This window comes from Pseudomonas sp. TE21435 (genome assembly GCF_056279265.1).
In genome coordinates this window covers 2,446,068-2,459,325 of record NZ_JBWBQZ010000001.1, presented here as the reverse complement: position 1 = coordinate 2,459,325, position 13,258 = coordinate 2,446,068, and the positions used below count along the sequence as shown (strand labels likewise).

Sequence of the window (13,258 nt, the reverse complement as noted above, 5' to 3'; positions counted from 1 at the left end):
TTGCTGTTTTCTGGCTAAAGTTTTTTGACGTAACGGCGATACAGCAGGTATATGCACCTTTTCGCTGCAACGAGGTAGATCCATGAACCCGATGTTGGCCCTTCGGCAATACCAGAAAGTCAATGGCGCGGCACAGACTTCCGAAGCCAGCCCCCACCGCCTTGTGCAGATGCTCATGCAGGGTGGTCTCGACCGCCTGGCTCAGGCCAAGGGCGCCATTGCCCGCAAGGATGTCGCCCAGAAGGGCATTCTGCTCGGCAAGGCCATCGATATCATTGGCGGCCTGCGCGAAGGGCTGGACCTGGAAAACCATGGGCAGGAGCTGGCGGACCTGGACAACCTGTACACTTACATGAGCAGACGCCTGGTCGAGGCGAATGCCAAGAGTGATCCGCAGATCATCGACGAGGTTGCTCGCTTGCTGATCACGGTCAAGGAAGGCTGGGATGCTATCGGCGATCAGCAGCCGACGCCCTGAATCAGGAGGTTGTCATGAGTGAGGTAATCGAGCGTATCGATCAGACCCGCAAATTTCTGTTGGACGCCCTGGCCGCTCGTGATTGGGAGGCAGTGGGGGAGCTGGATCTGGAATGCCGTCTGTGTGTCGACGATGTGCTGGCCGAGGCACTGTCGAATGAGGACGAAGTGCGAGCGAGCCTGGAGGAGCTTCTGGTGGTCTACCGCCAGCTAATCGAAATTGCAAGTGGTGAGCGTCAATCAATAGTCGATGAGATGGCGCAGATCCGTCAGGCGAAAAACGCCACGAAGGTATACCATCTGTTCAGTTGACCACGGATGTTTTATCAAAACGGCGCGCCATAAATTTGACTGTGTGCCGTTTTTTGACTTTACTAGTGGCTGTTTTCCAAATTCAGACGTCCGAACACTGACCATTCAGTCGGAATGATGTCGTGCACGCCCAGCGGGCGCCGATATGACTAGGGAAGTTGCTATTGCATGTGGCGTGAAACCAAGATTCTCCTGATCGATGACGACAGCGAACGCCGCCGCGATCTGGCGGTGGTCCTGAATTTTCTCGGTGAAGAAAACCTCTCTTGCTCCAGCCAGGACTGGCAGCAGGTGGTCGAGGGTTTGTCTTCCAGCCGTGAAGTGCTGTGTGTTCTCATCGGTACCGTAAATGCCCCGGCCAGCGTACTGGGGCTCCTTAAGACAGTGGCCGGGTGGGATGAGTTCCTTCCGGTTCTGCTTCTGGGGGAAATTTCTTCTGCGGACTTCCCCGAGGACCTGCGCCGTCGTGTGCTGTCCAATCTCGAGATGCCGCCGAGCTACAGCCAGTTGCTCGATTCCCTGCACCGTGCCCAGGTTTACCGCGAGATGTACGACCAGGCCCGCGAGCGCGGTCGTCAGCGCGAGCCCAACCTGTTCCGCAGCCTGGTGGGTACCAGTCGTGCCATCCAGCATGTGCGGCAGATGATGCAGCAGGTCGCCGACACCGATGCCAGCGTGCTGATCCTCGGCGAGTCCGGCACCGGCAAGGAAGTGGTGGCGCGCAACCTGCACTACCACTCCAAGCGCCGCGAGGCACCGTTCGTGCCGGTCAACTGCGGGGCGATCCCGGCGGAGCTGCTCGAAAGCGAATTGTTCGGTCACGAGAAGGGCGCCTTCACCGGGGCGATCACCAGCCGTGCCGGGCGCTTCGAGCTGGCCAATGGTGGCACGTTGTTCCTCGACGAGATCGGCGACATGCCGCTGCCGATGCAGGTCAAGCTGCTGCGCGTACTGCAGGAGCGCACCTTCGAGCGGGTCGGCAGCAACAAGACCCAGAGCATCGACGTGCGCATCATCGCTGCGACGCACAAGAACCTCGAGACCATGATCGAGGATGGGACCTTCCGCGAAGATTTGTATTACCGGTTGAACGTGTTCCCTATCGAGATGGCGCCGTTGCGTGAGCGGGTGGAAGATATTCCGCTGCTGATGAACGAGTTGATCTCGCGCATGGAGCACGAGAAGCGTGGGTCGATCCGGTTCAACTCAGCGTCGATCATGTCGTTGTGCCGCCACGGCTGGCCGGGCAACGTCCGCGAGTTGGCCAACCTGGTGGAGCGCATGGCAATCATGCATCCGTATGGGGTGATCGGCGTGGCGGAGCTGCCGAAGAAATTCCGCTACGTCGATGATGAAGACGAGCAGTTGGTGGACAGCCTGCGCTCCGACCTGGAAGAGCGCGTGGCGATCAACGGCCATGCGCCGAATTTCGCCAACCACGCCATGCTGCCGCCGGAAGGCTTGGACCTCAAGGACTACCTCGGCAGCCTGGAGCAGGGCCTGATCCAGCAGGCACTGGATGATGCCAATGGCATCGTTGCGCGTGCTGCCGAGCGTCTGCGTATCCGTCGGACCACGCTGGTCGAGAAGATGCGCAAGTACGGCATGAGCCGGCAAGGTGGCGAAGACCAGGCCGACGAGTGACGTTTGCTCGCCCGGGGTCGCGATGCGGCCCCGGGCGTTGACGTCGATCAGCGTGCAATGCTGCCTGGTGTCATTGTCCCCATCTTCGGCACGGCTATTGCTACACCGCAGGCAACATACCGTTTTTATGACGGTCAGCCATGCGAGAGAGCACGATGCCCCAGGCCGCCCACCGTTCCCCAGCCCCCGATTCGCGAGGGCACACCCCGCTTGAGCAGGAGAGCCGGCAGGGTCTTGAGCAGGCGTTCGCCCTGTTCGATCAGGTCTCCAGCCAGTTGAGCCACTCGTACAGCATGCTTGAGTCGCGGGTCAGCGAGCTCAAGGGCGAGTTGGCAGTGGTCAGTGCGCAGCGCATGGCCGAGCTGGACGAGAAAGAGCGCCTGGCCAACCGTCTGCAGAATTTGCTCGATCTGCTGCCTGGCGGGGTGATCGTCATCGATGGTGAGGGCTGTGTGCGCGAGGCGAATCCGGCGGCTTGCGAGCTGCTGGGTGAACCTTTGACGGGGCTGCTGTGGCGCCAGGTGATTGCGCGCAGTTTCGCGCCGCGCGAGGACGACGGTCATGAGGTTTCCTTGCGTGACGGGCGTCGTTTGTCCATTGCCACCCGCTCTCTGGATGCCGAACCTGGGCAGTTGGTGCTGCTCAATGACCTGACCGAAACGCGTCGCCTTCAGGGTCAGTTGGCGCGACACGAGCGTCTGTCTTCGTTGGGGCGCATGGTTGCCTCCCTTGCGCATCAGATTCGCACGCCCTTGTCGGCCGCGATGCTCTATGCCAGCCACCTGGCGGACCCGGAGCAGGCGTTGGCCTGCGACACGCGCCTGCGTTTTGCCGGCAATCTCAAGGAGCGCCTGCACGAACTGGAGCATCAGGTTCGCGACATGCTGGTGTTCGCCCGTGGCGAGCTGCCACTCAATGATCGAGTCAGCCCCAAGGGGTTGTTCCAGGCCTTGCAGCAAGCCGCTCACTCCCATGTGCAGGGGCATGCGGTGCGCTGGCAATGCGATACCCATCTGGGAGAACTGCTGTGCAACCGCGATACGCTGGTGGGTGCATTGCTCAACCTGATCGAAAATGCCGTGCAGGCCGGTGGCGAGTCGGCGCGTTTGAAGATTCATCTGCTGCGCCGCGAAAACGCTGTGCACCTGTGTGTCAGCGATGCAGGCAGTGGTATCGATAGCCAGTTGTTGACTCGCTTGGGGGAGCCGTTTTTGACCACCAAGTCCACGGGTACCGGGCTGGGGGTGGCTGTGGTCCAGGCAGTGGTGCGGGCGCACCGCGGTACGCTGCGCCTGCGTTCCCGGGTGGGGCGCGGTACATGCGCCACCGTGGAGCTGCCATTGATCGGTGTTCAGGAGGAGGCGGGGCAATGACGATGAAGGTGCTGCTGGTCGAGGATGACCGAGTCCTGCGTCAGGCGCTGGCCGACACCCTGGAGATCGGCGGCCTCGCTCACCGTGCAGTTGGCAGTGCTGAGGAGGCGTTGCGGGCGGTCGCAGAGGAATCCTTTGCGCTGGTGGTCAGTGATGTGAACATGCCGGGCATGGATGGCCACGAGCTGCTGGCACAATTACGCCGTCACCACCCGCACTTGCCGGTGCTGCTGATGACGGCTCACGCGGCTGTGGAGCGTGCGGTGGAGGCCATGCGCCAGGGAGCGGTCGACTATCTGGTAAAACCATTCGAACCCAAGGCCTTGCTCGACCTGGTGGCACGCCATGCCGTGGGTGGCGGTACCGTGGGTGACGAGGCGGGGCCTGTTGCCTGTGAGCCTGCCAGTCGGCAACTGCTGGAGCTGGCTGTAAGGGTTGCGCAAAGCGACTCGACGGTGTTGATTTCCGGTGAGTCCGGCACAGGCAAGGAAGTGCTGGCGCGTTTCATTCACCAACAGTCGCGCCGGGCCGGGCAGGCGTTCGTGGCGATCAACTGCGCCGCGATCCCTGACAACATGCTCGAAGCCACGCTTTTCGGCCATGAGAAGGGTGCCTTTACCGGGGCTATCGCCGCGCAGGCTGGCAAGTTCGAGCAGGCGGACGGCGGTACCTTGCTGCTCGATGAGATCTCTGAAATGCAGTTGGGGCTGCAGGCCAAGTTGCTGCGTGTGCTGCAGGAGCGTGAAGTGGAGCGGGTGGGCGGGCGCAAGCCGGTGGTGCTGGATATTCGCGTGCTCGCTACCACCAACCGCGATCTGGCGGAGGAGGTTGCTGCCGGGCGCTTCCGGGAGGACCTGTACTACCGCCTATCGGTATTCCCCATGGCTTGGCGTGCATTGCGTGATCGGCCGGCCGACATCGTGCCGCTCGCTGAGCGTTTGCTGGCACGTCATGTCAGCAAGATGCGCCACGCTCAGGTCAAGCTATCCGCTGAGGCGCGGGCCTGCCTGCAGGCTTATGCCTGGCCTGGCAACGTTCGCGAGCTGGATAATGCGCTGCAGCGGGCGTTGATCCTGCAGCAGGGCGGAGTGATCGAGGCGGCGGATTTTTGTCTGGCTGGCGCCATTCCATTGTCGGCATCCAAAGTGGCCACTATTGAGCCAGTATTTGCGGATTCTGCGGTTGAGCCTGGTGGCCTGGGTGATGACATGCGTCGCCACGAATACCAGATGATCATCGACACCTTGCGTGCCGAGCGCGGTCGTCGCAAGGAGGCGGCCGATCGTCTGGGGATCAGCCCTAGAACCTTGCGTTACAAGCTTGCGCAGATGCGTGACGCTGGGTTCGATGTCGAGGCCAGTCTGTTCGGCTGATACGTCCTTTTGAATGTTTTCTGAATGGCTGGCACTTCTCTTGCTAGCTCCATCACTATTCGCTGCATGAGTGTCAAAAAAAGTGCGGCCGCCGGAGAGAGAAGTCCATGACCCAAGGTGTTGAATTCAATCGTCTGATGTTGGACATGCGCGCCATGCAGGCCGATGCGATGTCCCTGCCCAAGGTTGGCGCCGCGCCTGAGCTCGCGCCCGGGCAGAGCAGCTTTGCCGATATGCTCGGCCAGGCCATTGGCAAGGTGAATGAGGTTCAGCAGGCATCCAGCCAATTGTCCAGCGCCTTCGAAATTGGCAAGAGCGGTGTTGACCTGACTGACGTGATGATCGCCTCGCAAAAGGCTTCCGTGTCGTTCCAGGCACTTACCCAGGTTCGTAACAAGCTGGTGCAAGCGTACCAGGACATCATGCAGATGCCGGTATAAGGGCGAGAGTGAGTCATGGCCGAAGCAGTCGTCGATAACGCCCCCGCCAAGAGTGGCCCCCCAGTAGCCAAGCCGCCGCTGTTCGGCATGTCGTTCCTGGAAAACATTTCGCAGATGCCCATGCTGCGTCAGGTCGGCCTGCTGGTCGGGCTGGCGGCAAGCGTGGCCATCGGCTTCGCCGTGGTGCTCTGGTCGCAGCAACCGGACTACCGCCCGCTCTATGGCAGCCTGGCGGGCATGGACACCAAGCAGGTGATCGATACCCTGGCCACCTCCGACATCCCGTATCGCGTGGAGCCCAACTCCGGCGCGCTGCTGGTCAAGGCCGACGATCTCTCCCGTGCGCGTCTGAAACTCGCTGCGGCCGGCGTGGCGCCGAGCGATGGCAATGTCGGCTTCGAATTGCTCGATAAAGAGCAAGGGCTGGGTACCAGCCAGTTCATGGAAGCTACCCGTTACCGTCGCAGCCTTGAAGGCGAGCTGGCGCGTACGGTATCGAGCTTGAACAACGTCAAGGCTGCCCGTGTGCACCTGGCGATCCCGAAAAGTTCGGTGTTCGTGCGCGACGAGCGCAAGCCCAGCGCCTCGGTACTGGTCGAGCTGTATCCGGGGCGCGCTCTGGAAGCTGGCCAGGTGATGGCGATTGTCAATCTGGTGGCGACCAGTGTGCCGGAGCTGGACAAGTCCCAGGTGACCGTAGTCGACCAGAAGGGCAACCTGCTCTCCGACCAGTTGCAAGACACGGCCCTGACCATGGCCGGCAAGCAATTCGACTACAGCCGTCGCATGGAAAGCATGCTCACTCAGCGTGTGCACAATATTCTGCAGCCAGTGCTGGGTAACGACCGCTACAAGGCAGAGGTGTCTACTGACGTCGACTTCAGTGCTGTCGAGTCCACCTCCGAACAGTTCAACCCCGACCAACCGGCGCTGCGCAGCGAGCAATCGGTCAATGAGCAGCGTGCCAGCAGCCAAGGGCCGCAGGGTGTGCCGGGGGCGTTGAGCAACCAGCCGCCGGCCGGCGCCTCTGCCCCCGAAAACGCTACCGCTGGCGCGACACCTGCCGGCGCGATCCAGCCGGGCCAGCCGCTGCTGGATGCCAATGGCCAACAGATCATGGACCCGGCGACTGGCCAGCCGATGCTGGCGCCATACCCGAGCGACAAGCGCCAGCAAAGCACCAAGAACTTCGAACTGGACCGTTCCATCAGCCACACCCGCCAGCAGCAAGGTCGCCTGACCCGCCTGTCGGTAGCCGTGGTGGTGGACGACCAGGTCAAGCTCGATGCCGCTACCGGCGAAGCCACCCGCACCCCGTGGGGCGCCGAGGACCTGGCGCGCTTCACCCGCCTGGTACAGGACGCGGTGGGCTTCGATGCCAGCCGTGGTGACAGTGTCACCGTGATCAACGTGCCGTTCGCCGCCGACCGTGGCGACGAGCTGGTCGATATTCCGTTCTACTCGCAGCCCTGGTTCTGGGATATCGTCAAGCAGGTGCTGGGCGTGTTGTTCATCCTGGTGCTGGTGTTCGGCGTGCTGCGTCCGGTGCTCAACAACATCACAGGTGGCGGCAAGCAGGCGGCCACGGACAGCGACATGGAGCTGGGCGGCATGATCGGTCTGGATGGCGAACTGGCCAACGACCGCGTCAGCCTGGGTGGCCCGACAAGCATTCTGTTGCCGAGCCCGAGCGAGGGTTACGAGGCACAGCTCAACGCAATCAAGGGCCTGGTGGCCGAAGACCCGGGCCGGGTGGCCCAGGTCGTGAAAGAGTGGATCAACGCCGATGAGTGACAATCGAGCCATTACCGCCAAGCTGAGCCGCGTCGACAAGGCGGCCATCCTCCTGCTCTCGCTTGGCGAGACCGATGCCGCGCAGGTCCTGCGCCACATGGGGCCCAAGGAAGTTCAGCGGGTCGGTGTGGCCATGGCGCAGATGGGCAACGTCCATCGCGAGCAGGTCGAGCAGGTGATGAGCGAGTTCGTCGAAATCGTCGGCGACCAGACCAGCCTGGGTGTCGGCTCCGACGGCTATATCCGCAAGATGCTCAACCAGGCCCTCGGCGAGGACAAGGCCAACGGCCTGATCGACCGCATCCTGCTCGGTGGCAACACCAGCGGCCTGGACAGCCTCAAGTGGATGGAGCCGCGTGCCGTGGCCGATGTCATCCGCTACGAGCACCCGCAGATCCAGGCCATTGTGGTCGCCTACCTCGACCCCGACCAGGCCGGCGAGGTGCTGAGCAACTTCGACCACAAGGTGCGCCTGGACATCGTCCTGCGCGTATCGTCGCTCAACACCGTGCAGCCGGCGGCACTCAAGGAGCTCAACCAGATCCTCGAGAAGCAGTTCTCCGGCAACTCCAATGCCGCGCGTACCACCCTGGGTGGCATCAAGCGCGCCGCCGATATCATGAACTTCCTCGACAGCTCTGTGGAAGGTGCGCTGATGGACTCGATCCGCGAGATCGACAGTGACCTGTCGGAGCAGATCGAAGACTTGATGTTCGTCTTCAACAACCTGGCCGACGTCGACGATCGCGGCATCCAGGCGCTGTTGCGCGAAGTGTCGTCGGACGTGCTGGTGGTGTCGCTCAAGGGCGCCGACGAGCGGGTCAAGGACAAGATCTTCAAGAACATGTCCAAGCGTGCGTCCGAGCTGCTGCGCGACGACCTGGAGGCCAAGGGGCCGGTACGGGTCAGCGACGTGGAAACGGCGCAGAAGGAAATCCTCACCATCGCCCGCCGCATGGCCGAGGCCGGCGAGATCGTGCTTGGCGGCAAGGGCGCCGAGGAAATGATTTAAGCGGCAGGTTTCAAGCTGCAAGCGACAAGAAACAGCGGGTCAAGCAAGGGCTGCCGTTTCTTGCTGCTTGAAGCGTGATGCTTGCAGCTAAAGAGGTTTTTGAGCATGTCCACCACCGAACACCCCAGCGATCTGATCCGTGCCCGCGACCTTGAGGGCGTGGATGTATGGTCGTTGCCTAGCTTCGATCCGGAGCCTGAACCACAGCCTGAGCCTGAGCCGACCGTCGTCGAGGAAGAAGTCGAAGAGGTGCCGCTGGAGGAAGTCCAGCCCCTTACCCTCGAAGAGCTTGAGGCCATTCGCCAGGAGGCCTACAACGAAGGTTTCGCCACGGGCGAGCGGGAAGGCTTCCACAGTACCCAGCTCAAGGTTCGTCAGGAGGCCGAAGTGGCGCTGGCCGCCAAACTTGCGAACCTGGAGCAGGTCATGAATCACCTGCTGGAGCCGATCGCCGAGCAAGATACGCAGATCGAAAAGGCGCTGGTGCTGCTGGTAGCGAACATTGCCCGCCAGGTCATCGGCCGCGAGCTGCGCGCAGATTCCAGCCAGATCACCCATGTGCTTCGCGAGGCACTGAAGCTGCTGCCAATGGGCGCTGACAACATCCGTATCCATCTCAACCCCCAGGACTTCGAGCTGGCCAAGACCCTGCGCGAGCGCCATGAGGAAGATTGGAAGCTGCTTGAGGACGAAGCCCTGCTGCCTGGCGGTTGCCGGATCGAAACCGCCCACAGCCGCATCGACGCGACCATGGAAACCCGTATCGAGAAGGCCGTGGCGCAGCTGTTCGACCAATCCCATGACCAGGCATTGCACCCCGCGGCGCCAGATATTCAGGTCGAACTCGATGAGCCTGCAGGTGAAGCCGATGCGCCTTGAACGCACCAGTTTCGGCAAGCGCCTTGAAGGCTACGCCGATGCGGTGAGGCTGCCTGAGCAGCCAATCGTCGAGGGCCGCCTGCTGCGTATGGTCGGCCTCACGCTTGAGGCCGAAGGCCTGCGGGCAGCAGTGGGTAGCCGCTGCCTGGTGATCAACGACGACAGCTATCACCCTGTGCAGGTCGAGGCCGAAGTCATGGGCTTTGCCGGTGGCAAGGTGTTCCTGATGCCGGTCGGCAGCATTGTCGGGCTGGCGCCCGGTGCCCGCGTGGTGCCGCTGGATGACAGCGGCCGCTTGCCGATGGGCATGAGCATGCTCGGGCGGGTGCTCGATGGCGCCGGCCGTGCGCTGGATGGCAAGGGCGGCATGAAGGCCGAGGATTGGGTGCCGATGGATGGCCCGGTCATCAACCCTCTGAACCGTGACCCGATCAGCCAGCCATTGGACGTGGGCATTCGCAGCATCAATGGCCTGCTTACCGTGGGTCGCGGCCAGCGTCTGGGGCTGTTCGCCGGTACTGGTGTGGGCAAGTCGGTGCTGCTGGGCATGATGACGCGCTTTACCGAGGCCGAAATCATCGTGGTGGGGCTGATCGGCGAACGGGGCCGCGAGGTGAAGGAGTTCATCGAGCACATTCTTGGTGAAGAGGGGCTCAAGCGTTCGGTGGTGGTGGCCTCGCCTGCGGATGATGCCCCGCTGATGCGCCTGCGGGCAGCCATGTATTGCACGCGAATCGCCGAATATTTCCGTGACAAGGGCAAGAACGTCCTGCTGTTGATGGACTCGTTGACCCGTTTCGCCCAGGCCCAGCGTGAGATCGCCCTGGCAATCGGCGAGCCGCCGGCCACGCGTGGGTATCCGCCGTCGGTGTTCGCCAAGTTGCCCAAGCTGGTGGAGCGTGCCGGTAATGGCGAGCCGGGCGGTGGCTCGATCACCGCGTTCTATACCGTGCTCTCCGAGGGCGACGATCAGCAGGACCCGATCGCAGACTCGGCGCGGGGCGTGCTCGACGGACACTTTGTGTTGTCCCGGCGCCTGGCCGAAGAGGGGCACTACCCGGCCATCGATATCGAAGCCTCGATCAGCCGGGTGATGCCTCAGGTGGTAGACCCTGATCACTTGCGCCAGGCGCAGAAATTCAAGCAGTTGTGGTCGCGCCTTTCGCAAAGCCGCGACCTGATCAGCGTCGGTGCGTATGTGGCTGGCGGTGATCCGGAAACCGACCTGGCCATTGCCTTGCAGCCCAAACTGGTGGACTTCCTGCGCCAGGGTCTGGATGAAAACGTGGGCATGGCCCAGGGCCGCGAGCAGTTGGGCGCAATCTTTGCGCCGCCGGGGAACTGATAGGCCATGGCCCAGCCCAGCCGTGCCGCACGCCTGGCTCCCGTGGTGACCATGGCCGAGGAGGCCGAGCGCAAGGCCGCTCAGCGGGTTGGGCACTTTCAGCGAATGTTGACCGATGCGCAGGCCAAGCAGGCCGAGCTTGAAAGTTTCCGCGAGGCCTACCAGCAGCAGTGGATCAGTCGTGGCTCCAAGGGGGTCGACGGCAACTGGCTGGTCAATTACCAGCGTTTCCTCGGTCAGTTGGAAACGGCCATGACCCAGCAGCGCCAGAGCATGGCCTGGCACCAGAACAACCTCAACAACGCACGCAACGCCTGGCAGCAGACCTACGCACGGGTGGAGGGGTTGCGCAAGCTGGTGCAGCGCTACCTCGACGAGGCACGCAGGGCTGAAGACAAGCGCGAGCAGCGCCTGCTCGACGAGTTGTCCCAGCGCTTGCCGCGGCAGGGGCATCTGTAGGAAGGAGCTTGGCCGCCCGGCGCCAGCGCCTTGCACCAGCCCATGGTGCCTGCTAAACCTTCAGGAGTTGCATTCGCCATCACCGAAGGAATCGCTCGTATGGCAGTCGAAACTGATTTTTCACAGGACGGGAAAAAGCTGACGATCAAGGTCAAGGGTCGTTTCGATTTCGGCAAGCATCAGGAATTCCGGGATGCCTACGAGCGCCAGCGCCCGCGCCCGGATTCCGTGGTGGTCGACCTGAAGGAGGCCACTTATCTCGACAGCTCGGCGCTGGGCATGCTGTTGTTGCTGCGCGACCATGTCGGCGGTGAGGAGTCGGATATCCGCGTGGTCCATGCCAGCCCGGACGTGCGCAAGATCCTCGCCATCTCCAATTTCGAAAAACTGTTCGACATCAGTTGAGTGCCGTCATGCCCGCCGAGCAGGCGTTGACCGTGCTGGTGGCCGAAGACGGCGCCGCAGATCGCCTCTTGCTGGCGCAGATTGTCCGCCGCCAAGGGCATGAGGTGTTCACCGCCGAGAACGGTGAACAGGCCGTGGCGATGTTCACCGAGCGACGGCCGCAACTGGTTCTGCTCGACGCCTTGATGCCGGTGATGGACGGTTTTGAAGCTGCGCGGCGAATCAAGGCGTTGGCTGGCGAAGCCCTTGTGCCGATCATCTTCCTGACCTCACTCAACGAAGAGGAGGGCCTGGTACGCTGCCTGGAGGCCGGGGGCGACGACTTCATGGCCAAACCTTACAGCGCCGTCATTCTTGCAGCGAAAATCCGCGCCATGGACCGTTTGCGCCGATTGCACGCCACGGTGCTTGAACAGCGTGACCAGATCACCCGTCACCATCACCACTTGCTCAACGAGCAGCGCGTGGCCAAGGCGGTGTTCGACAAGATCGCCCATTCCGGCTGCCTGAAGGCGGCAAATATCCGTTACCTGCAATCGCCCTATGCACTGTTCAATGGCGACCTGCTGTTGGCAGCATTCACGCCGTCTGGCGACATGCATGTACTGCTGGGGGATTTTACCGGCCACGGTTTGCCGGCTGCAGTGGGGGCCATGCCGCTGGCGGAGGTGTTCTATGGCATGACCGCCAAGGGCTATGGCCTGGCCGAGACGCTGCGGGAAATGAACGCCAAGCTCAAGCGTATCCTGCCGGTGGACATGTTCTGCTGCGCGCTGTTGCTCAGCCTTAGTTTTCAGCGCGGTACGGTCGAGGTCTGGAATGGCGGGATGCCGGATGGCTATCATCTTTCTGCCGAAGGTGAGGTGCTGGGCATGCTGTGTTCCCATCATCTGCCATTGGGGGTACTGGCACCGGAGCAGTTCGACGATGCCACACAGGTGTTGCCACTGGCGGTCGGCGAGCGGTTGTTCCTGCTGTCCGATGGAGTGGTGGACACGGGGGATGCCCAGGAACGCTTGTTCGGGGTCGATCGCTTGCGCGATGTGCTGGCTGGCAACCGCAACCCCGATCTATTGTTCGATGAGGTGATGCAGGCTTTGGCAGGTTTCGGCGGGCAGTCGCGTGATGACATCAGTTTGTGCGATATCCGCATGTCTGCCCCCGATGAGTTGGTGGCACAACCAGTGGTGTACTCCGACAGTGGTAGTTCGAGCCCTCTGGACTGGTCGCTGCGGTTCGAATTGCGGGGGCAGAGCCTGCGCCGCTTCAACCCCGTGCCTTACCTGGTGCAACTGTTGCAGGAAATTCACGGACTCAGGCCTAGCAGCGGGCGCCTGCACAGCGTCCTGAGCGAGTTGTATTCCAATGCGCTGGAGCACGGCGTGCTGGCGATGGACTCCCGGCTCAAGCGCGACGCCCAGGGCTTTGCGCAGTATTATCGGCAGCGTGCCGAGCGCTTGATGCACGAGGTGGACGGGTTCGTGAGCATCGGGCTGCAGGTTGAACCGCGGGGTGCTGGCGGGCGTCTGATGATCGAGGTACGAGACAGTGGCGCAGGCTTCGACGTGGCGCGTGAGCTTGCCAGGGCGCCTGAGCAGCAAGCTTTCAGTGGACGAGGCATGGGTCTGGTACAGCGCCTGGCAGGTCAGGCCCGCTGGCTGGAGGGTGGTCGCCTTGCCCAGGTGGATTTTGAATGGTGAGCCTGCGGGATGCCTGCGGGGTCTGGCTAAGCGAGGCTTGATCAG

At 62.3% G+C, this 13,258-nt stretch carries 13 protein-coding genes; all 13 read left to right on the top strand.

Translation table 11 applies throughout. The features are described 5' to 3' along the window. Positions 1-82 precede the first annotated feature (82 nt). The 13 genes from fliS to ACZ9C1_RS11020 all read left to right on the top strand — a co-directional run bounded on the left by fliS (position 83) and on the right by ACZ9C1_RS11020 (position 13,213). The gene (gene fliS / locus ACZ9C1_RS11080; RefSeq protein WP_046854669.1) at positions 83-478 is read left to right on the top strand and encodes a flagellar export chaperone FliS; all 396 of its coding nucleotides are present in this window, start codon (positions 83-85) and stop codon (positions 476-478) included. A gap of 14 nt (positions 479-492) precedes the next feature. Beyond that, positions 493-789, top strand: coding sequence for a flagellar protein FliT (locus ACZ9C1_RS11075; protein ID WP_046854670.1), 297 nt, complete (start codon positions 493-495; stop codon positions 787-789). Between the two features lie 168 nt (positions 790-957). Further along, complete coding sequence (fleQ, locus tag ACZ9C1_RS11070) at positions 958-2,433, top strand: transcriptional regulator FleQ (protein ID WP_277505238.1); 1,476 nt, start codon at positions 958-960, stop codon at positions 2,431-2,433. 155 nt (positions 2,434-2,588) lie between these two features. Then, positions 2,589-3,806, top strand: a complete 1,218-nt coding sequence (locus tag ACZ9C1_RS11065; protein WP_457378506.1) for a sensor histidine kinase — start codon at positions 2,589-2,591, stop codon at positions 3,804-3,806. Then, positions 3,803-5,179, top strand: a complete 1,377-nt coding sequence (locus ACZ9C1_RS11060) for a sigma-54-dependent transcriptional regulator (RefSeq protein ID WP_476253973.1) — start codon at positions 3,803-3,805, stop codon at positions 5,177-5,179. Before ACZ9C1_RS11065 ends, ACZ9C1_RS11060 begins: the two co-directional genes overlap by 4 nt. A 107-nt stretch (positions 5,180-5,286) precedes the next feature. Then, positions 5,287-5,619: a flagellar hook-basal body complex protein FliE gene (gene fliE, locus ACZ9C1_RS11055; RefSeq protein ID WP_046854674.1), complete on the top strand. Its 333-nt coding sequence runs from the start codon at positions 5,287-5,289 to the stop codon at positions 5,617-5,619. Between the two features lie 15 nt (positions 5,620-5,634). Then, on the top strand, positions 5,635-7,413 hold the full coding sequence (gene fliF, locus ACZ9C1_RS11050) for a flagellar basal-body MS-ring/collar protein FliF (RefSeq protein ID WP_277505231.1): 1,779 nt from the start codon (positions 5,635-5,637) through the stop codon (positions 7,411-7,413). Further along, the gene (fliG, locus tag ACZ9C1_RS11045; protein WP_023631000.1) at positions 7,406-8,425 is read left to right on the top strand and encodes a flagellar motor switch protein FliG; all 1,020 of its coding nucleotides are present in this window, start codon (positions 7,406-7,408) and stop codon (positions 8,423-8,425) included. The genes fliF and fliG overlap by 8 nt, the downstream gene beginning before the upstream one ends. 105 nt (positions 8,426-8,530) lie before the next feature. Continuing rightward, the gene (gene fliH, locus ACZ9C1_RS11040) at positions 8,531-9,304 is read left to right on the top strand and encodes a flagellar assembly protein FliH (RefSeq protein WP_457378505.1); all 774 of its coding nucleotides are present in this window, start codon (positions 8,531-8,533) and stop codon (positions 9,302-9,304) included. Continuing rightward, positions 9,294-10,649, top strand: a complete 1,356-nt coding sequence (gene fliI / locus ACZ9C1_RS11035) for a flagellar protein export ATPase FliI (protein WP_046857712.1) — start codon at positions 9,294-9,296, stop codon at positions 10,647-10,649. Before fliH ends, fliI begins: the two co-directional genes overlap by 11 nt. A gap of 6 nt (positions 10,650-10,655) precedes the next feature. After that, positions 10,656-11,108: a flagellar export protein FliJ gene (gene fliJ / locus ACZ9C1_RS11030; RefSeq protein WP_046854677.1), complete on the top strand. Its 453-nt coding sequence runs from the start codon at positions 10,656-10,658 to the stop codon at positions 11,106-11,108. Between the two features lie 99 nt (positions 11,109-11,207). After that, positions 11,208-11,513 (top strand): STAS domain-containing protein, encoded by a 306-nt coding sequence (locus ACZ9C1_RS11025; protein WP_104445088.1) that lies wholly within the window; start codon positions 11,208-11,210, stop codon positions 11,511-11,513. 8 nt (positions 11,514-11,521) lie between these two features. Beyond that, on the top strand, positions 11,522-13,213 hold the full coding sequence (locus ACZ9C1_RS11020; RefSeq protein ID WP_277505224.1) for an ATP-binding SpoIIE family protein phosphatase: 1,692 nt from the start codon (positions 11,522-11,524) through the stop codon (positions 13,211-13,213). Positions 13,214-13,258: the final 45 nt, after the last annotated feature.